Below are 25,730 nucleotides of genomic sequence, written 5' to 3'. Positions count from 1 at the left end.
TTCTGTCGCTGTGCTTTTGGTGCCGCAGAACGGTTTATTCACTCATGCTTAAGTTGGTCACTCAGCAATGAAAATAGGTATTTTATCCCAATTCCCCCAGTTGTATTCAACACAACGTTTAGTCGCGGCTTGCCAAAGTCGTGGACATGAAGCGGTCGTGATCAATACGCTGAATTGCTACATGAATATTAATTCTATTAAACCTAGCATTCATTATGAAGGTACTGAATTAGTTGGGTTTGATGCCATCATTCCGCGTATTCATGCTAGCGTGACTTTTTATGGTTGTGCCGTTGTACGTCAGTTTGAAATGATGGGCGTATATGCCGCGAATGATTCAATCTCCATTGCGCGTTCGCGGGACAAATTGCGGGCACTGCAACTACTTTCCCGCAAAGGGATTGGCATGCCAGTGACGGGTTTTGCCAATAAGCCAAATGATATCCCAGATCTCATCAATATGGTGGGCGGCGCTCCGTTAGTCATTAAATTACTCGAAGGCACTCAAGGGATTGGTGTCGTACTCGCTGAAACTAAAACGGCTGCTGAGAGCGTGATTGAAGCATTCTTGGGACTCAAAGCGAATATCTTAGTACAGGAATACATTAAAGAATCCAATGGTAGTGATATTCGTTGTTTTGTTGTCGGTGACAAGGTTGTTGCTTCGATGAAACGTCAAGGTCCCGAGGGTGATTTCCGCTCAAATCTGCATTTAGGTGGTTGTGGTGAGGTGGTAAAAATCACCTCTGTTGAGCGTAAAATGGCTATTGCCGCTGTGAAGGCGATGGGATTGGTTATCGCGGGAGTAGATATTTTACGTTCTAACCGTGGCCCACTGATCCTTGAGGTTAATTCGGCGCCAGGCATTGAAGGGATTGAGCAAACAACAGGGATTTCAGTGACTGAGCCCATTGTTGAGTATATCGAGAAAATGGTTGCGGCCCGTAAAACAAACCGGTCAATTATTGCCTAATTGGTGATAGTGATAAAATGACGCCACTTTTTAAGGTGGCGTTTTTATGTTTAGAGCTTATAGATCAAAACTGTAGGAATATCCGAGTACTAGTTTGGCATCATCATCGGTGAGATCGGTATCAGAGACCATAAATGATACTGTGCCTATGCTGGTATCTGCGCTGAGAGTCACGTTATAGTCGGCATAATTATCTTCGCCAAACCAAGATTGGACGACATCACCGTTTGAGTAACCATAGTGCACTGATAAACTCAGCTTTTCAGTGAGAGGTACGGATACCGTCGCGGCAAGATAACTGAGATCTTTATTATCTAAAGGATCGGCGGCCAGATCGTCACCGGCATTGATGACTTGGGAGTAAGCCAGTTCGAGCCATTTCCACGTGACAGCAGCATGGAGCTCACCAAAATCAATACTGCCCGGCGCGTCTGGATAGGCGTAGTAGAGATAGCCAAAGTCGTAGCTGATGTCTTCGGTAATACTGCCGCCATAACCCGCATATAGATCAAGCTCGTAGCTAGTATCATCACCAAAATCCACATTCGATGCCCAAGTTCCCGCATAAAATCCAGAATCGTGGCTGTAGTCAAGGCCACCTTGGATTGCGACCGCATCTTTAGTTTGGGTCGCACCGCGCCATAGATAATTAGAGGTACCGCCAATGTTGCCTGATACGGCTGCAAAGGCGTTGCCTGCCAGTAACATTCCCGTCGATAAGGCCAAAACGCTGTACAGTGATTTCTTCATGCTCATCCCCTCGATTGACTTATTTATCGATTCACCATTGGCACACTCAAAGTCAGCTGTGTTCATTAGTGCATCTTGGTTTTTTCTAAGGAAGGATTTGCTAATCACATGCCACTATTACAATGCCATGTAAAACAAGGTATTAGAACTCGCAATGTTAATGAAATGTTTTTATTTGCCAGTTTGTGGGGCAGAGGCGCACTTTTGTTGTGCAAAAAATATTCAGTGCTTCACTGGGATTGGGCAAAAAAAAACGCCTCACAATGGAGGCGTTGTATTGAATTTTATAACTTAGTTTACGCTGTCACGTAGGGTTTTACCCGCTTTAAACTTAGGCACTGTCGCTTCAGCAATTTGAATTTCTTTACCCGTTTGTGGGTTACGGCCAGTGCGAGCGGCACGAGTCGCTGTTTCAAAAGAACCGAAACCTACGATGGAGATTTTGTCACCATTTTTCATTGATTCGGTAATAGCTGCTTCAAAAGACTTCAATGCGCGTGCTGCTTCTACTTTCGTTAGATCGGCATTTTCTGCAATTTTGGCGATTAGTTCAGTTTTGTTCATTTTTATTGTCTCTTCTTTCCGTAGATTTATTTGAAATAAGCGTGCCTAACATGCCATAAGGTTTAGCACTTGGAAAGCCTTTTGCGTCTAGCGTGCAGCAGGATGTTCAGTAAAGCGCAGAATATTTACTCAGTTCGTGACTTAAGTTTTATTCTGGTTTTATTCTTCTAACAGTTGATAGAGTAATTTTTTAACAAGTTTGGGTTCAAAGGGTTTGTCACATAAGGCATTTACACCCGCTTGGGACACATTGCTGAGGTGGGTATCGTTGGCTTCGGAAGACACCATCAAGATGGGAATGTGCGATTGTTGGCTTTCATTGCGGATAAATTGTGTCAAAGCTAGCCCATCTACACTCGGCATATTGTAATCCGTGATCACTAAGTCGAACATATTGTGTTTCATTAACGCTATGGCTTGCGCGCCATCCTCGGCCTCGGTAATTAGCTTCATCCCTAAGTTACCAATCGTACGTTTAATGACGTTTCTTGCCATACGGCTATCATCGACCACTAATACGCGCACATCTTGTACATCGAAATTACTCAGGTCGAGTTCATCGTGGCTGAGTAAATCAATCGTGGCATTCAATGCTGTACCTAAATGGTCGGCACTGAAGGGTTTAGGTAGAATCGCTACTACACCCGATTGGCGGAATATTTCAAGTTGCTCACGGCGGCACTCACTCGAGACCAGCATAAATTGGATATCTTTGCAGTCAGCGTTGGCCCTTAAGTAGCCCAAGAGATCGATGGCAGTGCCATCATCGAAATGCATGGCGCTCGCAATAAGGTCAGGTTTATGGCGAGCAATAATATCTTTAGCCGCTTCTATGTTTTCTGCGGTTTGAATGCTGAGAATGCCTTCTTGTTGTAAGCGTTGAATAATAATTCGACGCTGTGTCTCTGAAGGTTCTACCAAAAGAATGGAAAGTTCGCTGGGCGATAAATGGCTCATAGTCTACTTCAAGTTAAGAATCGTAAGTATTTTACTGGGTCGCTAAGCTACGCTATTGATAACAGCTTAGCAACAAAGTCCATTACTGAGTTTGGCGGGTCAAATAGTGTCTCGTGACCTTAGAAAATGCGATCCAATACTGCACGAGTAAAATAACAATAATGCTCACTGTGAGTGGCAACATAGGAATGTTGTGGCCAGAAACAACTACTTTTACATCCTCAGGGGTAATGCGATAGGCAATAATTGCTGTAATCCCCAGTGCCGAGAATCCTAAGGTTTGCATGCCAATATAAATCTTCAACACTAAGCTAGACCACGGCGCCCGTATGAGTATGCCAACGAGCACGGGGAGGACACCTAGGGTGAATACATCAAGGGATTGAGTCATCACAGTACGCCAAAGTGCAGCAATGCTGAAGAGGCAATATAACGTGATCAGTAGTATAAGACGTTTAGGCATAGATTGAAGTGCACACCAGTAGCAAAGAAGATGAGCAAGTGTAGGAAATGCCCTAATCCGAGTCCAGTATAACCGTGATATCGTGTAGAATATGCCTTTTTGCTAGAGGCTCTAATAGGTGACGTTTATGACAGAAGTTGATTTTTGGGGGTTAGTCACGCGAACGGAAACGGCGCAATCACAGGAGTCTTTGACTCAAGCACTGAAGCAGAAACTTGCCGAATTGAGTAATGAAGAGTTAAAAGCTTTCGATAAAATCTTTGGTCAGCAGATGCGCCGTAGTTATTTGTGGTCTGTTTGGGGGGCGGCTTACATTATTACGGGCTGTGATTCTGAATATGCTTTTGCCGAGTTTAGGTGTTTTTTGATTTCACTTGGTAAAGAAATTTTCGAAGGTGTGGTTAATCAACCTGACACCCTAGCACGTTTAGTCGCTTGGCCAGAGCGAGATGCCTATGCTTACCCTTTTGTAGATGAATACGACCTTATCGCAGGGCAATTATACGAAGATAGAACTGGTGAGGAACTGCCCTTTATGCCATCGGGCAAGGCGACGCCCGCGGGTAAAAAATTTAGCACTAAGCCCAAGGATTTAAAGCTGCAATACCCTGAGCTGAGTGCCCGTTTTCCATTTTAGTCTTGGCAATACCTTACGAGCGCAAGCAAGCGTTGGTAGTGACATCGAAGGTCATGCCGTATTTAGGGCAGATGTCGCTCATAAACTCATGTTCTTGAACGGTTAATTGTTGACTAAAATCTTGCTTAAGCTGCTCTGTCATTTGATGCTCAGCCGCATTTTGCGCCTGAGCCAATTTACTCAAATGAACAGTAACAGCTTGTTGCTGGCTGATGGTCAATGGTGCAGCATGGCTTGAAAGGCTGATACTCGTTCCAATTGTCAGCAGTGCCAATAAAGCGAGTTTTCGTGAATATGGGTTGAATAGATAAGCCGTTTTTAGGTTCATAGGTAAGCTCCAAGTTAAAAATTACGTTTAACACGTTAGTTCTAAATCGTGCATCCTTAGACGGTAAAGAAAACGAGTTGTACTGTGAGGAGCTGAGTTTATTGTATAAATATTGAACCTATGCTGAATGGTTAGTTAGTGCTCATTCTTCATTTCTTCGCATTGAAATCCTTGCTTACGAGTATCGAACTGGCACATAGATCCACATTCCCAAGGCACATTGTCGTAGAAGGCAGATTGTTCGCGTGCAAAATCGCGGCAAGTATTATAGCTGTCAAAGTTATCGGTTTTTTTATATTTTCCTGAATCATAGCCATGGTTGTAGATAAAGGCTGACCAAGTTTTAGGGCCAGTATTTTTGTCACTCGGGGAGATAAACCAAATCGCACTTACGACGCAGGTAAACAGGATAAGAATGAACACAGGTACAACAGGGAATTTCATTTTTTATTAAGTGGGCAATGTAAACAATAGCGGAAGGATAACGCTTTTTTTGTCGTTATGCGCGTGAAATGTTCACAAATTGATAACTATGCACTTACTTGGTGCAATTTCGATACAAAAAGATACGTATCGGTTGTGATGGTTAAATAATATTTACTTAATTATACAAAAGCTTACGACACATTTGCTGTACTTATATCAGTTTTGCGTTAAGCTCTAGTTCAGGTTAGATTTTGTACTGTGGTTCTCAGAAAGTTATCTAGGCCTTGGAGGCAAACATGAAAATTCAGTCCCTTTTACTCGCAGGTGTATTAAGTTGCAGTGCGGCTTGGGCGGCCGATGAAGCGCCTGTGGATCCCGTCACCGAAGATGGTGTGGTTAAAATTGTTTGGCAAAGTCCTAAAGATTATCGCGATATAAAATCATCAGGGGAGCTCCAATCCCGTTATGAGAAGCGCTTATTTGAGACCTTAACTGAAAACATCAATAAAGAAGCCGCGAAGATTTTAAAGCAAAATCAAAAGCTTGAAATGACCATTACCGATGTTGATCTTGCGGGTGATATGCGTCCAACATTTGGTGCGACCGCCAATGATTTACGCATTATCAAAGACATTTATCCGCCACGTATGACTTTTTCTTATCAAGTCATGGAAAACGATAAAGTGATTATCGCGGGCGATGAAAAACTGTCGGATATGGGGTTTATGGGTGGGATCCAATCTTTAAATGATAAACCTTTTATGTATGAAACCAAAATGTTAACCGAGTGGTTAAAGAAGACGATTGCACCACAACTTTAATGACTCATATCGGGCGGTAATGCTGAGGATTTAAGCTGTTTAGCTATGCCGTTAGGGCCTGAGTGTCGATAATTAGATGATTTTCTAACAGGTAAAATCCGTTATTTGCGGATTTTGCCTGTTTTTTTGCCCTAGCGCTTAAGGTCGATAGACTGTGTTCATGGGCGTTAAAGGTGAGTGCTGGTGGTAAAATGCCTACACACAGACTGATCAATTGATGGTAACAGGCTTCACCTTTTCTATCGTCGGCGAGCATTTCCTGGGCCAGCCAGTGATCTGCGCTATAAAATAAATGCTTATGGGTTTCAAAATCCGCTAGAATTCGCTGGCAACGGCTGATCATATGCTCACAGGTGCTGATAATTACAAAGTCATCGCCGCCGACATGGCCAACAAAGCAATTGTCGCTTTTATACTTCAGTAACAGATTCGCCACTTCACAAATCACTTCATCGCCACGGCAAAATCCATAAATATCGTTATAGGGCTTAAAGTTACACAGATCAAAATAGGCTAGATAAAAATGTTTCTTTTGGATCTTAAGGCGTTTTAATTCCTCTTGAATGGGCACATTGCCCGGCAAGTCTGTCAGAGGATTCGCATGGCGGGCCATCTTAATTCTGTGCTCTGTGATCCTTTGCAGTAAATCTTTGGTGTGACCTATGCCGAGTAGTTTACCACGGCGAAGGATAATGAACTGTTGCGCGACCGTATTAGCACTCTCTGAGGTCAGTAATTGACTTACGGTGGATAAAGGTTCGTTGGCCTCAATCTGGATGACTTGCGGGTCCATCACTTCACTCACAGCATGATTTTCATGTAAGGCGCGACCATAGGGTGTGCTGAAGAGTTCAAGTAAGGTCGCACGGCTGATAATACCGAGTGGCAACAGGTTATCGACCACTACAACAGCCTGTAATGCAGGTTGCGAGATAAAGGTGTCACTTAAAAATTTGAGTTTAAGCGTGGGCGCTACGGTTATGGCGCTCGTGCACAGGCTCTCGGCCGATTCGCTGTATCTAGGTTGAATTTGAGTATTGCTCGGCACTAAGGTCGCTTTCATCGCGCGGCAGGGGAGCACTTCTGGACGACCGAGTAAGTAGCCTTGGCAATAGACGATACCCAGTTGTTTGAGTACGGCTAATTCCTCTTGCGTTTCAATTCCTTCGGCTATCACTTTGCAGGTTAAGCTTTGGCATAACTCCACAATCGAGCGGACAAATTCCTGTTTGACGGGAGTCGAATCAATCTGATGGATAAAGTGACGGTCGATTTTGACATAGTCGGGTGACAATTCTGACCAGAGTCTCAGACCCGAATAACCTGCACCTAAGTCATCGATCGCCGTTAAAAAACCTTGGCTACGATAGTGATTCAAGCAGGATTTGAGTAAATCGATATCATCGGCGGGGTATTGCTCTGACAGTTCAATCACAACCTGTGATGGCGCTATGCCGAGTTGTTGCAGCAGTTGTAAGGTCATGCCCTTGGGGTGGGCGGGATCTAATAATGCCTTAGGCGAGATATTGATAAACAGCTTGCCTTGAAACTGGCGCAACTTAAATTGCTCGAGTGAAATACGGCGACAAAGGGTTTCTAGCTCGCTTAATTTACCTTGATGTTCGGCGGTCTGAAATAGCGGGACTGGGGAGTATAACGGGCTGTGTTCAGGGCCACGGCTTAACGCCTCAAAACCATGAATTTTATGTTCTAATATATTGAAAATTGGCTGAAATAAGGGACTGATTGCAGCTTTAGAGATTATTTTATCGAGCTCTTTAGCCAGATCTAAACTTGTCATTACGTCAGCCCCTTCGTCTATGTGAGCGGAGTCTATGACTTAGAAATGACAAAATGATGACAGTTTTGGGGAAGCTTAGTGCTATCTATCTGTGTTGGTGGGCTTGATTAGATATGCTATGGAAAGAGCTGAAATCTAAGATGAGTTTCAGCCCCTAATCTCGGTTTAGCTTTGCTTCTTAAAGGCCTGCAATGTTTGCAGTAATGCGCCTAACTGACGCACATAGGTTTCGAGTTCTTTAGGATCGAGCGTTTGATGTTCTTCCATGCGAGTTAAGTCATCGACCAACTCTTGCACATAGGGCAGAAAGCGATTACTCGAAGCGATAAAACCTTGTTCTGCCGTGAATATGCTGGTGAAGTTTCCATGGCCAGCTTTCTTTAGCTCATCTAACTTAGCGTCGGCGTCTATGGCTTGGCGATAGGCGATTTGAAGATTTTCTTTCAGTTGCTCTATAACCTTGGTATGTGGCATAACAGCGTCTCATTGCAAAATTTGCAGGAATTATAAGGGGCAAAGGATATGGCAACAAGCCAATGGCGACTAATTGCATCAATCTGTTTTCTGGTGTTAGCGGGTTTGAGCACAAAAGTGGTGGGTGCAGAAACCGATAAACCACCATTTTATAAAGTGCAATGGCAAGGCAAGAGCGCGTATTTGCTGGGTTCGATTCATATTGGACGTGCCGACTTTTATCCTTTACCCACCCAAATTGAAACCGCGTTGGGTAAAGCTAAGGGCTTAGTTGTAGAAGTCGATATCAATAAAGTCGATAGCACAGCCTTACTGCAACAATACGGCCGCGCCGATAAAACTAAGGGTTTAGATTGGCAGAGCCGAGATAAGCAAACGGTCGAGAGCATGACGCCCTATTGCGCGGCCACGGCAAATGTTTGTCAGTCGATACAATCTTTTGCACCTTGGCTGCAGGCTACTCAAGTTAACTTATTGCGTTATAACGACTTAGGTTACAGCACGGATTATGGCGTTGATATGCAGTTGATGGCTCGATATGCGGCTTTGCCTGTGTATCCGTTGGAAACCGCCGAGTCACAATTTCAATTGTTAGCGTCTTTTAATAGTCAAGAGCAGTGGTCTATGGTGCGTGAGGCGATTAGTGCATCGGATGCGGAGCTTTTATCGTTAATAACGGCTTGGCGTTCAGGTAATGAAACTGAGCTTGATACCATAATGCAGGAGCAAATGGGCGGCGAGGGCGATACTAAAATGCTAGAGAAAATCCTCTGGCAGCGAAATCATGTGATGGCCGATGGCATTATAAAATTAATGGGCTCGACTGACGTGACTTCACCTTTGTTTGTGGTGGTTGGTGCTGGCCATGTGGTGGGGGATAAAAGCGTGGTGCTATTGCTAGAGCAAGCAGGCGCCAAAGTGAGCGCCTGCTGGAAACAGACTTGTCAGTAATTGTTTAGGCAGCGCGTTCACACTGCAAAGCTTTGCCCTAAAAAGTGCACATATCGGCCGAGGGAAATATAGGGTTCGCGTTGCGAGTACTCCAGCTCCATTTGTAGCAGCTTGTGATAGTCGAAATCCGCGGGCTGACTCTTTTTCAAATAGTCGTGGATTACACGCACGCCAGACTGGCTGATGAGCGACATTCGCCACTCGCTAAACCAATCTTTAACTTCTTGAATATAAAGCGGATGAGTGGGAGTTAGTCGCACTTTCTTCTTCACTTTTAAATCAGCGGCGACATAATCGAAATTGCCCGACACTAAAGCATGAAAGCGCATGGCTTCTTTGTTGTAAAACATCAAAGAGAATAATCCGCCGGGTTTTAGCATAGTAAGTAAACCCGCTACGGTGGGCTTAGCATCCGTTAACCATTCAACGACCGCATGACACAGTATGATATCGAAATAGCCATGGTTATCGACCGATAATGCTTGGATAGGCGCATGGATAAGCTGGATAGCTAATGGTTCAGGTGAGGCATCAATTTGTTCTTTGGCTTGAGCCAGCATCTCAGCAGAGATGTCGCAGAGTACAACTTCGTGGCCGAGGCGCGCTAATCTTTGGCTAAAGTAACCAAAACCACCGCCCGCATCTAATACTCTGAGTTTTTTATCCCCCAGTTTTGCCAGCGCGGGGACGAGGTCGCGCCATAGCACTGCGGCACGAATTTCGCCCTTGGGCGTACCATAGATGTTTTTCGCAAATTTTTGCGCGAGCTTATCAAAATTCTTATCTTGCACGTGATAACTAGGTTAAGGAGAGTGGAACGATAGTGTGGCACAGTCGTAAATTTTTCGCACTCTGGAGATGTTATTGCCGAGTTGAGATGGATAAATTTGCATCGTTAATTTTTAATCTATTGATTTTATTTGTAGTAATTATTCCTACTAAACTTAGGGATACACAGAACTCAGTGCTCTGGGTTATAATCACGCCGTTTTCGCCAAACCTGACTCTATATACCCAAGCGACCTGAAGATACGAGTTTCAGAGCGCCTAGGGTGCTTCAATTCAAGGCGTATCAATGACAGAATGTCGGCCACCTTTTGAATTGATGCAACACGGAAGTAAAGTGCCCTAGGCGCTCCGTCCCGGCGGGTTTTAACGCACTTTATGCTGTGTTGGTTATTTTGAACTTAGTCCACTAGGTCCGCAAATAACCGCCTTGCCTAAAGTGCGTTAAATTCCCGCTGAATCCTGCATTTTCAGGTTGTTTGGGTATAGTTGTCCATTCGGAGAGTCAGCATCAGCCCTTATTAAGACGCAGCACTGCCTGTTTTACACTCGTTATCAGCTTGATTGATCAGACGTTACTCGTCTGTGCGGGGTAATTTATGGCAATGTATTTTTGTGCTAAGGGATAGTTAATTAAAAGGTACTCAGACTTGAATAATGCATATTGTGTTGAATTGAACGCGATGCCGTCGCTGTTTTCTCTTTATCGCAAGATCTTCTTTGGCCGTAAGCCTGGTTGGGATCAACAGCCGTTGCCCCAAATCAAGGTGACCGCGCCGCATGTGACTGTGTCTGAAGCTAAAGTAAGCCAATATGCGCAGGTGTGTGGTTTTCAATTTGACGGTAAAGTTTTACCGCCAACCTATCTCTACGTGATGGCATTTCGCCTGCATGCGGTGATCTTTACCCACGATGGGATCACTTTCCCACTGCTTGGGATGATCCACCTTAAGAACCGCATTCAAGTGTATCGGCCTGTGACGGTTGACGAGACTTTCTCCCTCGAGTGCGCCTTGACCACGAGCCGCGAGACGGATTCTGGCTTAGAGTTTGAATTTGTGTCTAAGGCGTTTGTCGGTGAAGAACTCGTCTGGGAATCGTTATCCACCTATTTATATCGTATCGATGTCGCTGGACGTCGCGTTCGCCCACCTAAAGCCATTGATATGGCATGGGAAACACCACAAAGCTGGAGTTTGAGTGAAGATTTAGGTCGTCGTTATGCTAAGGCATCTGGCGACTATAACTTGATCCATCTGCATCCTGTGCTTTCAAAGCGTTTTGGCTTTGATCGAGTGCTCGCCCATGGCATGTGGTCTAAGGCCCGTTGTTTAGCAGAGTTGATGCCAAGTATTGGCGATCGTCCATTCACTGTGGATGTGACCTTTAAGCTGCCACTTTTGATGCCTGCCGATGTTGGATTTGGCTATGAGCAGAATGCTCATAATATGGTATTTGAATTACGTGACAGCAAAGGCCGTCGCCCCCATTTAAGTGGCGATGTGCAGTTTTAAGCCGCACTCAATAATGCATACAACAACGGCGCCTTCTGGCGCCGTTGTTGTTTATGGTTGTTGCTTTTGAGAAACAAAAATCAAGGTACGCTGTGACCCATAGATGCCTGCCAGATACTGAACCATTGCTGGCGTCGAGCTGGATCTCATTTGAGGCAACGGCACTCTTGAGCCGCTCGGACGCAGGGCAGATTATTTGATGTAGATTAAGGAATCGCTCATTAACCCTTTCGACGGCTATATATCTTAAAGCCAATCACCTAATATCCGCCCTATTCAATGAGTGTTGTGCTTAGCAACCCTCATACTAAACCAAAGCGTATTTGAAAGGGAGAAATCGACGCATGCTGACAGATATGGATATTTCGAATCGCGCTAGCCTAAAAGACATTAATGAACTGGGCGCCGACTTAGGTCTATTACCCGAAGAGATGATGCAATTTGGTCACACTAAAGCCAAGGTCGAGCTCAGTGTGTTGCAGCGTTTGGCTGGGCAGCGCAAAGGCAAATTGATTATCGTCACCGCAGTCACGCCTACGCCTCACGGTGAAGGTAAAACAGTGACGAGCATTGGCTTAACGCAATCGTTAAATGCCATAGGCAAAAAGGCCTGTGCCTGTATTCGCCAGCCCAGCATGGGGCCTGTATTTGGGGTAAAAGGTGGCGCTGCGGGTGGCGGTTATGCGCAAGTGGTACCCATGCAGGAGATGAATTTACATCTCACGGGTGATATTCATGCCGTGAGCAGTGCCCACAATTTAGGGGCAGCAGCGATTGCGGCGCGGCTATTTCATGAAGCGCGCTTAGGTAAGGCGGAATTTGAGGCGCAATCTGGGCAAGCGTTTTTGAATATCGATCCTAGAGAGATCCGTTGGCACCGAGTGGTCGATCACAACGATCGCTGTCTTAGGCAAATCCAGGTGGGCTTAGGTGATAATAATGGCCCAGAGTACGCCTCCAGTTTTGATATCACCGCCGCCTCTGAGTTAATGGCGATTTTAGCCTTAAGTCATAATTTGGCGGATATGCGGGCGCGAATAGGTCGTCTAGTGCTGGCATTAAATACTCAAGGGCAAGTGATCACAGCCGAAGACTTAGGTGTCGCTGGTGCGATGACGGCCATCATGGCGGATGCGATAAAGCCGACGTTAATGCAGACTTTAAATGGTTCACCTTGCCTGATCCATGCGGGACCCTTTGCCAATATTGCCCACGGTAATTCATCCATTATTGCTGATGATATCGCCCTCAGACTGGCGGATTTTGTGGTGACTGAAGCTGGTTTTGGATCAGATATGGGCTTTGAAAAGTTCTGTAATATCAAAGTGCGTCAATCGGGTCAGGTGCCCGCTGCCGCTGTGCTGGTCACTACTTTAAAAGCGCTGAAGGCCAATAATGGTTTGGTGTCTGAGTCAGATATCAATCTACCAGATCAGGCTCGACTTGAAGCGGGCTTTGCAAATTTAAACTGGCATATCAATAATGTGGCTCGCTATGGTATTCCGGTGGTGGTTGCCATTAACCGTTTCGCCACTGATACTGATGCCGAGTTGCAATGGCTAACTGCGGCTGTTAACGCGAGCAGCGCCTTTGGCTGTGAGGTCAGCGATGCTTTTAGCCAAGGGGAGGCGGGCGCTATCGCCTTAGCGCAGACTGTGGTTCGCGCCGCTGAAACCGAGAGTCAGTTCAAGCTGTTATATTCAGATGAAGCCTCATTGGAGGCTAAGTTATCCACCTTAGCCGAGGTGGGGTATGGCGCAGCGGGCGTTAGCCTTTCTATCGAGGCCAAACAACAGGCGCAGCAGCTGACCGTATTAGGTTATGGACATTTGCCCCTGTGTATGGCCAAAACGCCTTTATCAATTAGTCACGATCCTAGCTTAAAGGGCGTTCCTCAGGACTTTGAGATCTCAGTACGGGGTTTAGTCTTGCATGCTGGTGCGGGGTTTATCACCGCCTTGGTGGGGAATGTGATGACTATGCCAGGACTTGGGCTGAAACCGGGTTACTTAAAAATTGATATTGATGCGCAAGGTGAGATAGTCGGCTTAGGCTAACACTTGATGCAGAGATTGATAGGCCAGAGATAAAAATAAGGGCGAGCTCATTGCAACGCCCTTCTTCTCTCGTTTAACGCTGGTTTAAAGCGGTGATTTCGTAGTTTGATAGATATGCACATCACGCTGTGGGAAGGGAATACTGATCCCTTCGGCGTCAAAGCGCATTTTCACTTCGCGGGTAATGTCCCAATACACTTCCCAGTAATCTTCCGGTTTTGCCCAAGGGCGAACGATAAAGTCGACCGAAGATTCGCTTAATAGATGTAGTTTAATCGTCGGTTCTGGCAATGGTTGTACCTTAGGATGCGCTTCGACGATGGACTTGAGAATCGCTTCAGCTTGTTCGATGCTGTCGCTATAACTGATCCCAAAGGTCATATCGACTCGACGTTGATGCTCAGCTGTGATGTTGTTAATTGTGTCACCCCAAATCTTATTATTAGGAATAATAAGACGTTGGTTATCCATGGTTTTAATCGTGGTGGAGACAAGGCTCATGTGACTGACGCGTCCGGTGACGCCAGCGGCGTTGATCAAATCGCCCACATCATAGGGACGGTAAATTAAGATCATCATGCCTGAGGCGAAATTCGACAGGGTATCTTGCAGGGCAAAACCAATAATAACACCCGCGATACCAAAGCCTGCGAGCAAGGGACCAAGTTCGATCCCAAGCTGTGAAAGGGCGATTAACAGCCCGATAGTAAAGACGGCTTTACCTGATAGCGAGGTGAAGAAGTCTTGTAATAACTTACTTAAATTCAACTTAGAATTGCTAACGGTATTTTTCACTATCTGTTTGGCTAACTTGCCGGCGAGACCCGCAATAAACAAGATCAAACAGAAAACAAATAACTTAAACACGACGGTTGGGCCGTGATTAATCGCTTGTTCTTGTGCCGTATTTAGCCACTGCTCAACGAGACTTGATGCCACATCAAAGTTCAACACATCTTGAGTTATATCACCTGAAACACTAAAGAGTGTCTTTTTCAGCGCGGCGGTATCATGGCCTAAGGCGTCGAGTAGGCTGATGTCGATATTTAAGCTCTGACTATTTTGTGCTAAGCGTTCCTTCAGCATCATTACGTGGCTGGTTTGTGCCGAAGTGACATCTTTACCTGCATTGGTTGCGGTATCGATCGCTGCTTGTAGTTGCTGCTGGGTATAAGTCACTAAACTTTCTAGCGTATCGGCACGAGCAACTAAAATTTGCATCAGTGATTTTTGTGCTTCGCTAATATCTTGGCCAACTTGTTCGAGCCAAGTGAGCGTCTCGAGTTGTTGCTTGTAATAGGTGTCTTTTTCTAATTCGCGCTTTGATATTTCCAGCAGAGTCGCATCATCTGTGCTTGAACCTAATTGCTGTTCCAATTTACTAATGTTGTCATCGATATAAGCATCAATTTGTTGGATGTAGTTAAGTTGTCCTTGGATTAATGGCTGCAGAAAAGCCTTGTCGATTGGCGTTGCTTCGAGCAGATCTTTAATCTTATTACGTAACTGTAAGGTTTTGTTTTGAATTCGATATTCAACAATTGTCTTCAATTCGCCTTTGGCATTTTTTAGTTTACGTATATCCGTATCGATAGCCTGTTGCAGCATTGCCAGTTCTGTCTTGAGCGTTACAGGAGTGCTGGATGGGCTTTCGGTTACAGCGACAGGTTCAGTTTGCGCTTGGGATGAAAGGCTGAGTAGTGGTATTAGCAGGGCAAACACGAGAGCGAGGTAGCGGTGCATAGGAGTGATCTTAAGTAGAAATATGTCTGAGTATGATAGATGTTGCCGGATCTACTGTAAAATATCTGCGAGTGAAATAGCCCTTGGAATTAAACTTTTTTAGGGAAGGGTTGATTTGAGCTTTACCTTGAGTGCGGTGCTTTATCTGCTTTTTCCGACATTTTGGGTATTTACAGGCCGAACTCTAGTCGGTATCTGGTAAACTTGCGCATCGTTATTTAGGAATCGTGTTTTCATGTTGTGTTCCCATTGTAATCAATACATCAAGGTCAGTGACATTAGCCAGCAAAGGGGCAAAGGTTTCGACGCTCAAGTGCGTTGCCCCCATTGTGCGGCTTGGTTAGGCCGCAGCCCAACATTGGCTAAACTCAAGTTATTAGGATTTTATTTGAGTGTGTTTACGGCGGGATACAGTTACTTTGATGCCTCTGTGCGGTATTTTGCGATCCCTGTAATGATTTTTTCGTTGATGTTGTTGTTTGTGAGCCATTTTATGGATCAAGTCATCACCATTGAAGCGCCCGAGCAAGTCGATGATAGCGATCAAAGACAGAAGTATCGTTAGGCTAATAAGTGGATTCGTCATGGATAGGGAAATCGGCGGTATAATTTTCTAGAGACGAACATCATTTGAGCGCCTTTAGCAGGCGCTCAAAATGCAACTAAGAGGGTTTAAAGGGCGAACTGCAGCCGCGTCTTTATTTACTGCACGACTTGTTCTTGGCTCTTTAAGGAGTGCTCAACGTAATAAATACCACCAAATATCACCGCGCTGAAGATGACTATCCCTAAGATAAGCCCTAAGTTTTCACGAAAAAATGCTAGCATAATAGTTGCCTTTAGGTGGATAAAACGGAGCCATATCGAGCTTGATTTCGTCATTGTGCTCGCAGACATAAAAACTAAATACACTATAGTTACACTCACTTAAGCTAATCTTAAATGCGTTTTTTTACCTGAGTTCTCGCAAGATCCTACCGCTATTGATACAAGGAGTTATTGGTAAGACTGGGTACCTCAAATATCTTGTAACCTTTTGCAAAGCGATTACCTTATTGCAACTTGCTATGGCACTGACATAGACTTATGCAACTTTTTAACTATGGGGACGACTGAGTGAGACTTAAAAGTCACATTAGACGCACAATTTCGGTATGGCTTGCTGCCGTACTGATATTGCTGTCTCTTGCAGCCTCAGCCCATAGTGTGACCCATCTTGATGATGGCGCTAAGACTCACTGTACCCTGTGCTTCCATCAGCACCAACTCAACAAGATTTTATTGACCCATCCGCTGACGCTGAATTTAGCTATACAGCATTTCGATGTGGTCGAATTTATTTTACCTTCCTCTATTTTTGAACACGTCAGTGTTTATCGCAGTCGTGCGCCTCCCTTCGCTCTCTAAATCAACTTAAAATTTTAACTTATTGTATTTCTTGATGACTTTATATCAGTCGTCGAGTGCTAGTTGTATTTTGGAGATATCATGACTGTTTTAAATACCCGAATTTCTTTGGTGGCTTTGGCGTGTGCGCTCGTTTCGCCTAGCTTATTTGCAGAAGACTCGAGCTTGACCAACCCTAATATCAGTGGTGTGCTAAATGGATATTATCAGACGGGAGAGCGCCCATTAGCCGAGAGTCCAGATGGCTTTGGTTTAGGTGAAACTGAACTGGCGATGAGTGCCAATATCGATGATATGTTTTACGGTAAAATCACCGCAGTAGTTGAAATGCATGACGGTGAGACTGAACTGAATCTGGAAGAAGCCTTTATTCAAACCATGGCGATGCCAGCGGGGTTTTCTATCCGTGGTGGCCGTTTCTTATCGGACATTGGTTACCTCAATAACCAACACTTACATACTGATTCTTTCACCGACCGTCCTGTGGTTTACCGTGCATTCTTAGGGGGACATTATTTTGATGACGGTATACGTTTTAACTACGTAGCGCCGACGGACTTGTATTGGACCATGGGTGTTGAAGCCTTTAAGGGCGATAGTTTACGTGCTGCCGATGAGCATGGTGAGCGTGAGTTTAAGAAGGTCGGCGTTTATACCTTGTACTCAAAAATTGGTGGCGACATAGGCGATAACAGCTCATGGCAAGCGGGGTTGAGTTACTTGCGCAACGAAAATGGCCAAGTGACAGCCCATGAAGAAGGGGAACATGAAGATGAGCATGCCCATGGTGATGAGCACGAAGGTCATAGCCATGCCGCATCTTACACAGGTAAAAATACCTATGGTGCTGATTTTGTTTATAAGTGGGCGCCTAACGGTAACTACAAATATCAAAATCTCACTGTGAGCGGTGAGTACTATCGCGTGAGCGATTTTACACCTATCGATTTACATCCAGAGGATGCACCGAGCCAAGATTACCACCAAGGTTGGTATTTGAGCAGTGTGTACCAATTCACGCCTAGCTGGTCAGCGGGTGTGCGTTACGGTGAAGCTGATACGCAAGAGCTCCATGGCGATCATTTTCATGGGCAAAAGTTGAAGGAATCTGAGGTGAGTTTGGCTTGGCATTCTAGCCATTTCTCGACGGTTCGTTTCCAGTATACCAATCAAAAGGGTACTAACTTCGATGGAATTGAAGACGATAACATCTTCACTATTCAATACATTATGTCTCTGGGGGCTCACGGTGCGCATCAATTCTAATTTAGCTAAATTGGCCGCAGTGGCCTTATCTGTCACTTATACTGGTTTGGCCCATGCCGAGCTGAATGTGTTTGCCTGTGAACCTGAATACGCTGCATTGACCAAGGAGCTTGCTCCAACGGCTAGCATCTATTCGGCAACGACGGCATTACAAGACCCTCACCAAGTGCAGGCGCGTCCGAGTTTGATCGCTAAAATGCGTCAGGCGGATCTTGTGGTGTGCGCAGGTGCCGATCTTGAAGTGGGTTGGTTGCCTATGCTGCAGATGAAGTCGGCAAACGCAAAAGTGCGCTCGACCGAGCAAGGCTTATTTTTCGCAGCCGATCAAATCGAAACTTTAGATAAACTGGCCAGTGTCGATCGCAGCATGGGTGATGTGCATGCCCAAGGTAATCCACATATTCATTTTGACCCGACGCGACTGTTAAAAGTCGCCACGGCATTGAGTGCTAAGCTGACTCAGTTAGATCCTGCTGGTGCGGCCGATTATCAACAATCACTGGCAGATTTTACCACTCGCTGGCAAGCCGCAGTCCCGCGTTGGGAAGCGCAAGCTAAGGGATTACAAGGTAAAAAAGTGATCGCTTACCACTCAAGTTTTAGATACTTATTCAACTGGATTGGTATCGAGCAAGTGGCAGATTTAGAGCCAAAACCGGGTTTAGCTCCCACTAGCGGCCACTTAGCGAGTCTGCTGACGCGCGCCGAGCAGGGGGATATTCTGGCCGTAGTTGTGGCATCTTATCAGGATGAGCGCGGTGCAAAATGGCTGGGTGAAAAAGCGAACTTGCCCGTGGTAATGCTGCCTATGTCTGTGGGGGGGAATGATAAGAGCCAAGATTTATTTAGCCTGTATGACAGCGTGATTTCCCTCTTAAATGGAGTGAAATAAACCTATGTTTGATCTTGAGCTGATGTCGATTCTGTTACCTGCATTGGCAGCGGGGATCTTAGTGTTGTCGACGCATATTGTACTTGGGAGACAAGTGCTTAAGCGTGGCATCATTTTTATTGATTTAGCGATAGCGCAAGTTGCCGCTTTAGGCGCGATTGTCGCTCACATGGACCACAGATTAGAAGATATGCCGTTTGCTAATGTGTGGATGCCAGCGCTGTTTGCCCTTGCGGGTGCAGGGTTTATCGCTTGGTTAGCTAAGCGTATGGCGGGTGAGTTGGAGGCTATGATTGGCTGCTTTTACGTCTTGTCTGCGGTGGCCGCAATGCTGTTGCTGGCAAACGACCCACATGGCGCCGAGTTGTTAAAGCAATTGATGTCAGGTCAGATCCTGTGGGTAAGTTGGTCACAACTGATTTTGCCGGCCGTAGTGTATTCACTGGTGTTATTAGCGATATTCCTACGCCCCCAGATGTTAGACGGGGCAGGATTTTATCTGCTATTTGCGCTAGTGATTACCTTATCGGTGGAATTAGTAGGCGTTTATCTGGTGTTCAGTACCCTGATATTGCCAGCTTTAGCGTTGAACAAGTACCGTGGTAAAGGTCGGCTATTTTACGCTTACCTCGTCGGTTTACTGGGCTATGTTTTGGGCTTAGTTCTATCGGCGACCTTAGACCTCCCTAGTGGTGCGGCAATTGTCGCGACTTTGGCCGTGAGTGCCTTAGTGATCCGCTTTGTGTTAAGTAAAGTCTCGCCTCAGGCAACTGAGTCTGAAATCCTACCCAAGCACCACGCTTAGTTCGATATTAATCTTAAAGCCCATCGATACACTGGAGGTTCAGTATATCGATGGGCTTTTTTTGCTTGCTTGTTAGCAAGTCAGCTTACAGATGTAAACAATATATTGAGTCCCAAAGCCATGGTGGCTATACTGTCGCCACTTTTACAGTCGGAGTAAATCGTGCTTTTAATCGTCAGATCAATGTTGTTGGCGGTATCTTTGTTGCTTGCCTTTATTTTTGGTGGCTTAGTGTGTTTATTAAGGCCTCGCCATCGCGACAATGTACATATGTTCGCCAAGATCTTCTCATCGGTTGCGCCAATCCTTGGGATTAAAGTGATTGTTCGCCGGCACGAAGATGTGCAGGACGGCCCGTATATTTTCTTAGCAAATCATCAGAATAACTTTGATCTCTTTACTCACACGACAGCAGTTCCTAAAGGTACAGTGAGTTTAGGCAAGAAGAGTTTGGCGTGGATGCCGCTATTCGGTCAAATCTATTGGTTGTCAGGTAATATTCTTATCGACCGTAAAAACCGTCACAGTGCCTTTGATACTATGGCTAAAACGGTTGAAAAAATTAAGCAGAAGAATCTATCCGTATGGATTTTTCCTGAAGGTACACGTTCGCGTGGTCGTGGTCTGTTACCTTTTAAAGCGGGAGCTTTCCATACTGCAATCGCGGCGGGAGTGCCAGTGGTGCCAGTGGTTGCTTCGTGTCAGAGCCATATTAAGTTAAATCGCTGGAATAATGGTGTCGTCATCATCGATATGATGGCACCTGTGCCGACCGCAAGTTTAGATAAAGCCGATGTGAAAAACTTCTCTGCGCAAATCCATGCCAGCATGTCGGCGAGATTTGCTGAGATAAATCAAGAAGCGGCAGCACTTATGGGTAAAACTCTCGCGAGTGATGACGTATAATATACCCAAGCTACCTGAAGATACGAGTTTCAGAGCGCCTAGGGTGCTTCAATTCAAGGCGCATCAATGAAAGAATGTCGGTCACCTTTTGAATTGATGCAACACGGAAATGGAGTGCCCTAGGCGCTCCGTCCCGGCGGGTTTTAAAGCACTTTATGCTGAGTTGGTTATTTTTAACTTAGCCCGCTAGGTCTGCAAATAACCGCCTTGCCTAAAGTGCGTTAAATTCCCGCTGAATCCTGCATCTTCAGGTTGTTTGGGTATAATGCCAATTTGAGCCAGATTTACCTTAACGGAGACAAATCCATGTCTATTGAAAGTCAGTTAAAAGCCCAACTTGCAGAGAATCGTGACATAGTGCAAGCCCTGCTTGACGATGGCTCAGAGCCTGATGCGGAATATGTTATTGAGCATCACTTTTCATCGACCAATTTTGACCGTCTTGAAAAAGCGGCTGTGGATGCCTTCAAATTAGGTTTTGAGGTGAATGATGCCGAAGAAATGGAACTGGAGGATGGTTCAATTATCTTCTGTTTCGATGCTGTCGCACACCACAAACTGGATGTTGAATTACTGGACAAAGCGGCCGAGCAATTGCTGCAATTAGCGGTAAAGCAGAAAGTGGAATATGACGGTTGGGGCACCTATTTCGTCGGCGATGAAATGGATGACGAAGAAGATGAAGACGAAGAAGATGATGGTTTCCCTCATTAATTCGTTTGCGGATCTCGAGTTTAATCTCCACTCGTTTTAAATAAAAATGCCCATCATTGATGGGCATTTTTAATGGGTATATTTAGGATTTACTTGTTTTACTCGTATGTAAAACACTGCAGTTACGGCCTTTTTGTTTCGCTTCGTACAGGGCTTTATCGGAGCAAGAGATCCAGCTAGAACTGCTGGTAATATGGGAGCCAATTTCACATACGCCTAAACTTACCGTCACAGTAATCTTAAGGCTTTCATACACTATGACGGATGCGGCGATTTTCTCCCTGAGTCGCTCGGTAAAGTTCATCGCATCTGCGCCGCTGGTTTTAGGCAATACAACCGCAAATTCTTCGCCGCCATAACGCCCTGCACAGTCAGTATCACGTAAGGATTGGCTGAGTAAGTGGGCGATATGCTGAATGACTTTATCACCCGCCACATGACCATAGCTGTCGTTGATATGTTTAAAGTTATCGATATCTATCATGACTAAACTTGCTATACCTGAGTAGCGGGCATACAAGTCGTACTCGTGGTCTAAACACTCTTGCCAATGACGACGGTTGTGCAACTGAGTTAGACCATCGGTTTGGCTAAGGCGTTCGAGTTGTTCGTTGGCAGCTTTAAGTTGCAATTTGTTGATGGCGATATCTGTCACGTCATAAATAATCACACTGATATGGGTCACTTGTCCCGTGAGCGATGCCAGCGGCAGCAGGGTCACGTTCTGGTACATATAGTCTGCACGGCCTGTAATCGGGCGATAGTTTTTAAATTGGAAAACGTACGGACGTTGTTCCCAGCTGATAAAAGCACGGTTTTTAAGCATGAAAACCGATTCCATTTTCTGCTTTAACCAAGTGGCAGGCAGATCGGGGAAGCGGGTAAATAGGTTTTGACCTTTGATTGAATTAGGGGAAACACCGCTGTGATTCTCCATAAAACCGTTCCACAGCTGGATATTGTAATGGCGATCTAATACCACTAATCCCACCTCTATGGTTTGTACCATATCGATGAGCCAGTGTAGTTCGTTCATTGCGCTTTGGTCATTTGACATAGGATAAAATCCAACTGGTTAATCGAGTAAATAGCCGAGTTTATAGCTAAGTGTGGGGATAGAATCCTCGGTGAAGAGCAGTAGCAAATCGCATTGAATATTATGATCTTCAATCCGATAGTTGATCTCCATTGCCAAAGTTCGGTGCCATTTCTCTGAATTATCATGGATCAGATCGTTAACCGTGCAGTGCCGTCCCAGCACGACAGGGTGAGCCTGACTAAATTTCATATCGAGCTGTTCAGAAATGCCGTTAAGGAAAGCGCCTATCAGTACGTTTCCAGTATCAATTAGGACTTCTATCTCAGTATTTTTGTCTTCTGGATTAGCTAATCCCATCAACTTGGCCATGTCTTTAAAGCTGGAATCATGGAACAAAAGCAGGGCTTCTCCCGCAATACCCGCACCGATAAAACCTTGGCAGAGCGCTGATACAGTTGAGCTTTCTTCCGTGGCTTTGAGCGCCATGGTTAACTCACTGACTTCAAGCACGTTCACATTAGGGATAGGTAGTAACACGAATACATCGAGTAACTTAGCTAACAGATCGGCGGCGCGTCCCATGGCAACGTTGGCTATTTCTTGGCAAGCGTCGCGCATGTCGACTTTGATCATCGGGACTTCGTCGGTGAGATCTTTCTGCGTCAGCGTTAAGATGCCGTAATCTTGTAAAATGTTGCTGATGGCATCGGCGCTCACCGGTTTTTGAATAAAATCTAACGCACCCAAGGCTTTAACCCGCTCGTGAGCTTTGATTTGAATATCGCCGGATACCACAATAATCAGCGCGGGTAAGTCCTGTTGCTGCACTGTTTGCAGTACTTCATAACCGTCCATTACAGGCATGTTGAGATCGAGAAACACCACTTCGCCTTTTCCAGCGCGGATGGCATCAAGGCCTTCGGCACCATTGGTCGCATAAGTTATTTCCACATCCCACTCTTTGGGGAGTGTGCGGGCCATTTGCTTACGTGCCATGGCGGAATCGTCACAGATGAGTACAGATATTGACATGCTGACTAGTGATCCTTATTTGCCCATTTATTGAAGATAACACTTATTTTTTAGGTCTGACTGACGAATTGCGTTCTTCGGGCAAGTCTGATTAATATCTTTTATATGTAACTTATAGATATCATTGATAAATTTATATTTTCTGATGGCATTAAAATTTGAATCATTGTTGAATCAAATCATGCTGAATCTTAAATTGAACTGGCTAATGTTTAGTAAATAACAAGGATATAGTGACTAAAAAAGGACTATAGAATCCATATATGGCTGCCCAATCATCCTTCGCTGCAGGTAGCATTGCGATACTGGTGTCGATTTTTAGCAGTTAAATAGCTAGCGGTTAAATACGCTTAATTATTGAGCTTGCTAAGGCTATCTAATCGAAAAATACATTAGGATTACTGCACGTAGTGATGACAGCCTAACATAAGTTGCCTTCAATCCATGATGGAATTGGCAATATTTTGACTTAAGTCAAAAAACAGGCTCATGTTATATCTTTTAGTGAATTATGCCAAACGTGTTAACATTTATTCTGGACTGACCAGTAACGGAATATTTCATGAGTGGCCAAAGTGTACAAGTTAAAATCGATGATGGCATCGCCTACGTGTTGCTTAATCGTCCTGAAAAAATGAATGCTATTAACTATTTAATGTTTAGTGAGCTTGACTGCGCGATTAAAAGTATTAAATCCAATCGTGCGGTGCGAGCCGTGATCCTCTCGGGAGCGGGTGGGCATTTTAGTTCAGGGCTTGATGTCAAAAGCGTGATGTCGGCACCGATGCATGCAGTTAAGTTACTGTTTAAGGGTTTACCGGGGAATGCGAATTTGGCACAGCGGGTGTCACTAGGTTGGCAAACCTTGCCTGTGCCAGTGATTGCTGTGCTTGAGGGCTGTTGCTATGGCGGCGGTATGCAGATCGCTTTAGGCGCAGATCTGCGTATTGCTAGCCACGACAGTAAGTTATCTATCATGGAAGCCAAATGGGGACTCGTGCCAGATATGGCGGGTTTAGTCGCATTAAGGCAAATTATGCCTAAGGATCAAGCCATGTTACTTAGCCTGACGGCAAAAGTGCTTGAGAGTCATGAAGCGCTGGCCTTAGGACTCGTGACACAAGTGAGTGAGACGCCCATGGAAGCCGCTGAGCAATTGGCGCGGCAACTGATGCAAACCTCACCGGATGCTGCTGCGGCCATCAAACTTAGCATTAATCGCAGTTGGACTGCTTCTATCCGTAGTCTGCTGTGCCGCGAGTCTATTAGTCAGATTCGGTTATTGTTAGGCAAAAATAGCAAGATAGCGGCGACGCGTCAGCTGAAAGATCCGCAGAAACCCTATCGGGATCGACAATCGGGTTGGTAATGCTATTTTGTCTGAATTAGCTTGAATCGCCGTTTTTACTGCGCGCCGCTCATTCGGGCAGAAAAGCCTTTAATCGCATTTAAGCAATTCTGCCATGCGCTCTCGTTATCTAAATTGAGCGCTAGGGTAGTTTGGCGATAGTTAGGGCTTTCTAAGGTCACCGCGAGTTTTTTGCGATTGTCGGCTGTTTCTAATGAGGCTGGGTGACCGTCTGGCGATTGAATATCTAAAATGGGCAGCGTGAGTTTTGCCAGTTGTTCTGCGAGTGCTTGATTACGCTGTTCGTCTTCTCGATAGGGATTGATGACAATCAGCACATCGGGATCGGCAATCTTCTTCTGGCTTAATAGGCTAATCAATAATCCTGCACTTTGGTCGGCGGTGATCAAAATACGTTTTCCTGCATAATCTGCACCGACGGCATCTAACTGCGACATGCTTTTGACGAGAAAATCTTCCTGCTCTTGCTGGTGCTTGCTGTTATCTTCGGGCTTGATTTTAGGGCTTGGTTTGTTGGACGGTGAGCTTAATTGCGCGGCGCCAGGCGAGGTCACTTCAGTAGCGGCGGTAGCAAAGTTAGCTGCGGGCATTTCAGTTGGCGGAGTTAAACTTAAGCTGGCCCAACCGGCAGGATTGATATTGCGGCGTACAAACGCCATCAATCCAGGCGCGTCTGCGGTACCATTGGTGGCGGGCAGGATTATCGCCGCACCAAGTTTCTTTTTACCTTCCCATGGTCGCACTAACAAATCGTAGGGCTGATTATCAATCGTGATTTGTTTAATTTCATTTGTGGGTAGATAGCTGTTATTCGACTTTTTGGCACTGATTTCGGCTGGCGCAGATGTTGGCGGAGTTGTTGTAGTGTCTGCCGCGTGGGTAGCGATGGTTGTGATGCCGAGAATGAGGCAAAAGAGGAGTGAAAGAATGCGCGGCATAGAATTGATAACCACCTGTGTAGTCTCATAAATTCATTAGTGTTTGAGTATAACCTGAACAATTACCAAAAAGTGAATTTTCCTCGCCAAAGAATTACACCTGTCATTTAGTATAAA

At 45.3% G+C, this 25,730-nt stretch carries 28 protein-coding genes and 1 pseudogene; 14 read left to right on the top strand and 15 right to left on the bottom strand.

Annotated elements, in window-relative coordinates:
• Positions 1-67 precede the first annotated feature (67 nt).
• Positions 68-973, top strand: coding sequence for a 30S ribosomal protein S6--L-glutamate ligase (rimK, locus tag KO537_RS14975; protein WP_219234763.1), 906 nt, complete (start codon positions 68-70; stop codon positions 971-973).
• 57 nt (positions 974-1,030) lie between these two features.
• Here rimK and KO537_RS14970 read toward each other — a convergent pair whose 3' ends face one another.
• The 4 genes from KO537_RS14970 to KO537_RS14955 form a co-directional block, all read right to left on the bottom strand.
• A complete protein-coding gene (locus tag KO537_RS14970) occupies positions 1,031-1,723 on the bottom strand; it encodes a TorF family putative porin (RefSeq protein ID WP_105250314.1) in 693 nt (230 codons plus the stop codon).
• Between the two features lie 291 nt (positions 1,724-2,014).
• The gene (locus KO537_RS14965) at positions 2,015-2,287 is read right to left on the bottom strand and encodes an HU family DNA-binding protein (RefSeq protein WP_006079990.1); all 273 of its coding nucleotides are present in this window, start codon (positions 2,285-2,287) and stop codon (positions 2,015-2,017) included.
• A gap of 159 nt (positions 2,288-2,446) precedes the next feature.
• Complete coding sequence (locus KO537_RS14960; protein WP_105250312.1) at positions 2,447-3,244, bottom strand: response regulator; 798 nt, start codon at positions 3,242-3,244, stop codon at positions 2,447-2,449.
• An 82-nt stretch (positions 3,245-3,326) separates the two neighbouring features.
• Positions 3,327-3,707, bottom strand: a complete 381-nt coding sequence (locus KO537_RS14955; protein ID WP_105250311.1) for a hypothetical protein — start codon at positions 3,705-3,707, stop codon at positions 3,327-3,329.
• A 127-nt stretch (positions 3,708-3,834) separates the two neighbouring features.
• Here KO537_RS14955 and KO537_RS14950 point away from each other — a divergent pair, with 127 nt between their 5' ends.
• Positions 3,835-4,344 carry a DUF4240 domain-containing protein gene (locus tag KO537_RS14950; RefSeq protein ID WP_219234762.1) on the top strand — a complete coding sequence of 170 codons (510 nt, stop codon included), beginning with the start codon at positions 3,835-3,837 and terminating at the stop codon, positions 4,342-4,344.
• Positions 4,345-4,357: 13 nt separating this feature from the next.
• Here KO537_RS14950 and KO537_RS14945 read toward each other — a convergent pair whose 3' ends face one another.
• Both KO537_RS14945 and KO537_RS14940 read right to left on the bottom strand, forming a co-directional pair.
• Positions 4,358-4,672 carry a hypothetical protein gene (locus KO537_RS14945; protein ID WP_168827330.1) on the bottom strand — a complete coding sequence of 105 codons (315 nt, stop codon included), beginning with the start codon at positions 4,670-4,672 and terminating at the stop codon, positions 4,358-4,360.
• A gap of 135 nt (positions 4,673-4,807) precedes the next feature.
• Positions 4,808-5,116: a hypothetical protein gene (locus KO537_RS14940; RefSeq protein WP_105250308.1), complete on the bottom strand. Its 309-nt coding sequence runs from the start codon at positions 5,114-5,116 to the stop codon at positions 4,808-4,810.
• Between the two features lie 278 nt (positions 5,117-5,394).
• Between KO537_RS14940 and KO537_RS14935 the strand changes: the two genes are divergently transcribed.
• Positions 5,395-5,919, top strand: a complete 525-nt coding sequence (locus KO537_RS14935) for a DUF3016 domain-containing protein (protein ID WP_219234761.1) — start codon at positions 5,395-5,397, stop codon at positions 5,917-5,919.
• 43 nt (positions 5,920-5,962) lie between these two features.
• Here KO537_RS14935 and KO537_RS14930 read toward each other — a convergent pair whose 3' ends face one another.
• Entirely contained in the window at positions 5,963-7,720 is a 1,758-nt protein-coding gene (locus KO537_RS14930; RefSeq protein ID WP_219234760.1) for a GGDEF domain-containing protein, read from the bottom strand.
• 165 nt (positions 7,721-7,885) lie between these two features.
• The gene (locus tag KO537_RS14925) at positions 7,886-8,194 is read right to left on the bottom strand and encodes a prephenate dehydrogenase (protein ID WP_105250305.1); all 309 of its coding nucleotides are present in this window, start codon (positions 8,192-8,194) and stop codon (positions 7,886-7,888) included.
• Positions 8,195-8,242: 48 nt separating this feature from the next.
• Here KO537_RS14925 and KO537_RS14920 point away from each other — a divergent pair, with 48 nt between their 5' ends.
• A complete protein-coding gene (locus tag KO537_RS14920; RefSeq protein WP_219234759.1) occupies positions 8,243-9,145 on the top strand; it encodes a TraB/GumN family protein in 903 nt (300 codons plus the stop codon).
• A 17-nt stretch (positions 9,146-9,162) separates the two neighbouring features.
• Here KO537_RS14920 and KO537_RS14915 read toward each other — a convergent pair whose 3' ends face one another.
• Complete coding sequence (locus KO537_RS14915; RefSeq protein ID WP_219234758.1) at positions 9,163-9,936, bottom strand: methyltransferase domain-containing protein; 774 nt, start codon at positions 9,934-9,936, stop codon at positions 9,163-9,165.
• A 678-nt stretch (positions 9,937-10,614) separates the two neighbouring features.
• Between KO537_RS14915 and KO537_RS14910 the strand changes: the two genes are divergently transcribed.
• A complete protein-coding gene (locus KO537_RS14910) occupies positions 10,615-11,445 on the top strand; it encodes a MaoC/PaaZ C-terminal domain-containing protein (protein ID WP_219234801.1) in 831 nt (276 codons plus the stop codon).
• An 80-nt stretch (positions 11,446-11,525) separates the two neighbouring features.
• Here KO537_RS14910 and KO537_RS23300 read toward each other — a convergent pair.
• Positions 11,526-11,623: pseudogene (locus KO537_RS23300) on the bottom strand (oxidoreductase); the annotation flags it as partial.
• Between the two features lie 166 nt (positions 11,624-11,789).
• Here KO537_RS23300 and KO537_RS14905 point away from each other — a divergent pair.
• A complete protein-coding gene (locus KO537_RS14905; protein ID WP_219234757.1) occupies positions 11,790-13,502 on the top strand; it encodes a formate--tetrahydrofolate ligase in 1,713 nt (570 codons plus the stop codon).
• 84 nt (positions 13,503-13,586) lie between these two features.
• Here KO537_RS14905 and KO537_RS14900 read toward each other — a convergent pair whose 3' ends face one another.
• Complete coding sequence (locus KO537_RS14900) at positions 13,587-15,245, bottom strand: mechanosensitive ion channel family protein (RefSeq protein WP_219234756.1); 1,659 nt, start codon at positions 15,243-15,245, stop codon at positions 13,587-13,589.
• Between the two features lie 235 nt (positions 15,246-15,480).
• On the opposite strand from KO537_RS14900, the gene KO537_RS14895 reads away from it, so the two are divergent.
• Positions 15,481-15,810 (top strand): hypothetical protein, encoded by a 330-nt coding sequence (locus KO537_RS14895; RefSeq protein WP_113939169.1) that lies wholly within the window; start codon positions 15,481-15,483, stop codon positions 15,808-15,810.
• A 137-nt stretch (positions 15,811-15,947) separates the two neighbouring features.
• On the opposite strand, the gene KO537_RS23255 is transcribed toward KO537_RS14895, so the two are convergent.
• Positions 15,948-16,073, bottom strand: a complete 126-nt coding sequence (locus KO537_RS23255; RefSeq protein ID WP_263266200.1) for a hypothetical protein — start codon at positions 16,071-16,073, stop codon at positions 15,948-15,950.
• Positions 16,074-16,361: 288 nt separating this feature from the next.
• Between KO537_RS23255 and KO537_RS14890 the strand changes: the two genes are divergently transcribed.
• From KO537_RS14890 to rraB, 6 genes are all read left to right on the top strand, one after another.
• Positions 16,362-16,652, top strand: a complete 291-nt coding sequence (locus KO537_RS14890) for an ABC-type zinc uptake system zinc chaperone (protein ID WP_219234755.1) — start codon at positions 16,362-16,364, stop codon at positions 16,650-16,652.
• An 81-nt stretch (positions 16,653-16,733) separates the two neighbouring features.
• Positions 16,734-17,918, top strand: coding sequence for a hypothetical protein (locus tag KO537_RS14885; protein WP_105250297.1), 1,185 nt, complete (start codon positions 16,734-16,736; stop codon positions 17,916-17,918).
• Positions 17,902-18,810 (top strand): zinc ABC transporter substrate-binding protein, encoded by a 909-nt coding sequence (locus tag KO537_RS14880; protein ID WP_173913152.1) that lies wholly within the window; start codon positions 17,902-17,904, stop codon positions 18,808-18,810. Before KO537_RS14885 ends, KO537_RS14880 begins: the two co-directional genes overlap by 17 nt.
• Positions 18,811-18,814: 4 nt before the next feature.
• Positions 18,815-19,615 carry a metal ABC transporter permease gene (locus KO537_RS14875; RefSeq protein WP_173496258.1) on the top strand — a complete coding sequence of 267 codons (801 nt, stop codon included), beginning with the start codon at positions 18,815-18,817 and terminating at the stop codon, positions 19,613-19,615.
• A gap of 162 nt (positions 19,616-19,777) precedes the next feature.
• Complete coding sequence (locus KO537_RS14870; RefSeq protein ID WP_219234754.1) at positions 19,778-20,521, top strand: 1-acylglycerol-3-phosphate O-acyltransferase; 744 nt, start codon at positions 19,778-19,780, stop codon at positions 20,519-20,521.
• Positions 20,522-20,827: 306 nt separating this feature from the next.
• Positions 20,828-21,235, top strand: coding sequence for a ribonuclease E inhibitor RraB (gene rraB / locus KO537_RS14865; protein WP_113939164.1), 408 nt, complete (start codon positions 20,828-20,830; stop codon positions 21,233-21,235).
• A gap of 82 nt (positions 21,236-21,317) precedes the next feature.
• Here the strand turns inward: rraB and KO537_RS14860 are convergent, their stop codons facing one another.
• Positions 21,318-22,292 (bottom strand): sensor domain-containing diguanylate cyclase, encoded by a 975-nt coding sequence (locus KO537_RS14860; protein WP_131523954.1) that lies wholly within the window; start codon positions 22,290-22,292, stop codon positions 21,318-21,320.
• Between the two features lie 18 nt (positions 22,293-22,310).
• Positions 22,311-23,306 (bottom strand): response regulator, encoded by a 996-nt coding sequence (locus tag KO537_RS14855; RefSeq protein ID WP_028759518.1) that lies wholly within the window; start codon positions 23,304-23,306, stop codon positions 22,311-22,313.
• Positions 23,307-23,868: 562 nt separating this feature from the next.
• Between KO537_RS14855 and KO537_RS14850 the strand changes: the two genes are divergently transcribed.
• Positions 23,869-24,675 (top strand): crotonase/enoyl-CoA hydratase family protein, encoded by an 807-nt coding sequence (locus KO537_RS14850; RefSeq protein WP_173247591.1) that lies wholly within the window; start codon positions 23,869-23,871, stop codon positions 24,673-24,675.
• Between the two features lie 35 nt (positions 24,676-24,710).
• Here KO537_RS14850 and KO537_RS14845 read toward each other — a convergent pair whose 3' ends face one another.
• Positions 24,711-25,613 (bottom strand): DUF3530 family protein, encoded by a 903-nt coding sequence (locus KO537_RS14845; protein ID WP_173247588.1) that lies wholly within the window; start codon positions 25,611-25,613, stop codon positions 24,711-24,713.
• Positions 25,614-25,730 lie beyond the last annotated feature (117 nt).

Source organism: Shewanella sp. NKUCC01_JLK (assembly GCF_019345615.1).
Lineage (GTDB): Bacteria > Pseudomonadota > Gammaproteobacteria > Enterobacterales > Shewanellaceae > Shewanella > Shewanella oncorhynchi.
Note: the sequence above shows the minus strand (reverse complement) of the source record. Positions and strands in the feature narration are given on the sequence as shown.

Coding starts and splice junctions, on each gene's coding strand:
- rimK (WP_219234763.1), top strand. CDS start 68: ATGAAAATAGGTATTTTATCCCAATTCCCCCAGTTGTATTCAACACAA.
- KO537_RS14970 (WP_105250314.1), bottom strand. CDS start 1,723: ATGAAGAAATCACTGTACAGCGTTTTGGCCTTATCGACGGGAATGTTA.
- KO537_RS14965 (WP_006079990.1), bottom strand. CDS start 2,287: ATGAACAAAACTGAACTAATCGCCAAAATTGCAGAAAATGCCGATCTA.
- KO537_RS14960 (WP_105250312.1), bottom strand. CDS start 3,244: ATGAGCCATTTATCGCCCAGCGAACTTTCCATTCTTTTGGTAGAACCT.
- KO537_RS14955 (WP_105250311.1), bottom strand. CDS start 3,707: ATGCCTAAACGTCTTATACTACTGATCACGTTATATTGCCTCTTCAGC.
- KO537_RS14950 (WP_219234762.1), top strand. CDS start 3,835: ATGACAGAAGTTGATTTTTGGGGGTTAGTCACGCGAACGGAAACGGCG.
- KO537_RS14945 (WP_168827330.1), bottom strand. CDS start 4,672: ATGAACCTAAAAACGGCTTATCTATTCAACCCATATTCACGAAAACTC.
- KO537_RS14940 (WP_105250308.1), bottom strand. CDS start 5,116: ATGAAATTCCCTGTTGTACCTGTGTTCATTCTTATCCTGTTTACCTGC.
- KO537_RS14935 (WP_219234761.1), top strand. CDS start 5,395: ATGAAAATTCAGTCCCTTTTACTCGCAGGTGTATTAAGTTGCAGTGCG.
- KO537_RS14930 (WP_219234760.1), bottom strand. CDS start 7,720: ATGACAAGTTTAGATCTGGCTAAAGAGCTCGATAAAATAATCTCTAAA.
- KO537_RS14925 (WP_105250305.1), bottom strand. CDS start 8,194: ATGCCACATACCAAGGTTATAGAGCAACTGAAAGAAAATCTTCAAATC.
- KO537_RS14920 (WP_219234759.1), top strand. CDS start 8,243: ATGGCAACAAGCCAATGGCGACTAATTGCATCAATCTGTTTTCTGGTG.
- KO537_RS14910 (WP_219234801.1), top strand. CDS start 10,615: ATGCCGTCGCTGTTTTCTCTTTATCGCAAGATCTTCTTTGGCCGTAAG.
- KO537_RS14905 (WP_219234757.1), top strand. CDS start 11,790: ATGCTGACAGATATGGATATTTCGAATCGCGCTAGCCTAAAAGACATT.
- KO537_RS14900 (WP_219234756.1), bottom strand. CDS start 15,245: ATGCACCGCTACCTCGCTCTCGTGTTTGCCCTGCTAATACCACTACTC.
- KO537_RS14895 (WP_113939169.1), top strand. CDS start 15,481: ATGTTGTGTTCCCATTGTAATCAATACATCAAGGTCAGTGACATTAGC.
- KO537_RS23255 (WP_263266200.1), bottom strand. CDS start 16,073: ATGCTAGCATTTTTTCGTGAAAACTTAGGGCTTATCTTAGGGATAGTC.
- KO537_RS14885 (WP_105250297.1), top strand. CDS start 16,734: ATGACTGTTTTAAATACCCGAATTTCTTTGGTGGCTTTGGCGTGTGCG.
- KO537_RS14875 (WP_173496258.1), top strand. CDS start 18,815: ATGTTTGATCTTGAGCTGATGTCGATTCTGTTACCTGCATTGGCAGCG.
- rraB (WP_113939164.1), top strand. CDS start 20,828: ATGTCTATTGAAAGTCAGTTAAAAGCCCAACTTGCAGAGAATCGTGAC.
- KO537_RS14860 (WP_131523954.1), bottom strand. CDS start 22,292: ATGTCAAATGACCAAAGCGCAATGAACGAACTACACTGGCTCATCGAT.
- KO537_RS14855 (WP_028759518.1), bottom strand. CDS start 23,306: ATGTCAATATCTGTACTCATCTGTGACGATTCCGCCATGGCACGTAAG.
- KO537_RS14850 (WP_173247591.1), top strand. CDS start 23,869: ATGAGTGGCCAAAGTGTACAAGTTAAAATCGATGATGGCATCGCCTAC.
- KO537_RS14845 (WP_173247588.1), bottom strand. CDS start 25,613: ATGCCGCGCATTCTTTCACTCCTCTTTTGCCTCATTCTCGGCATCACA.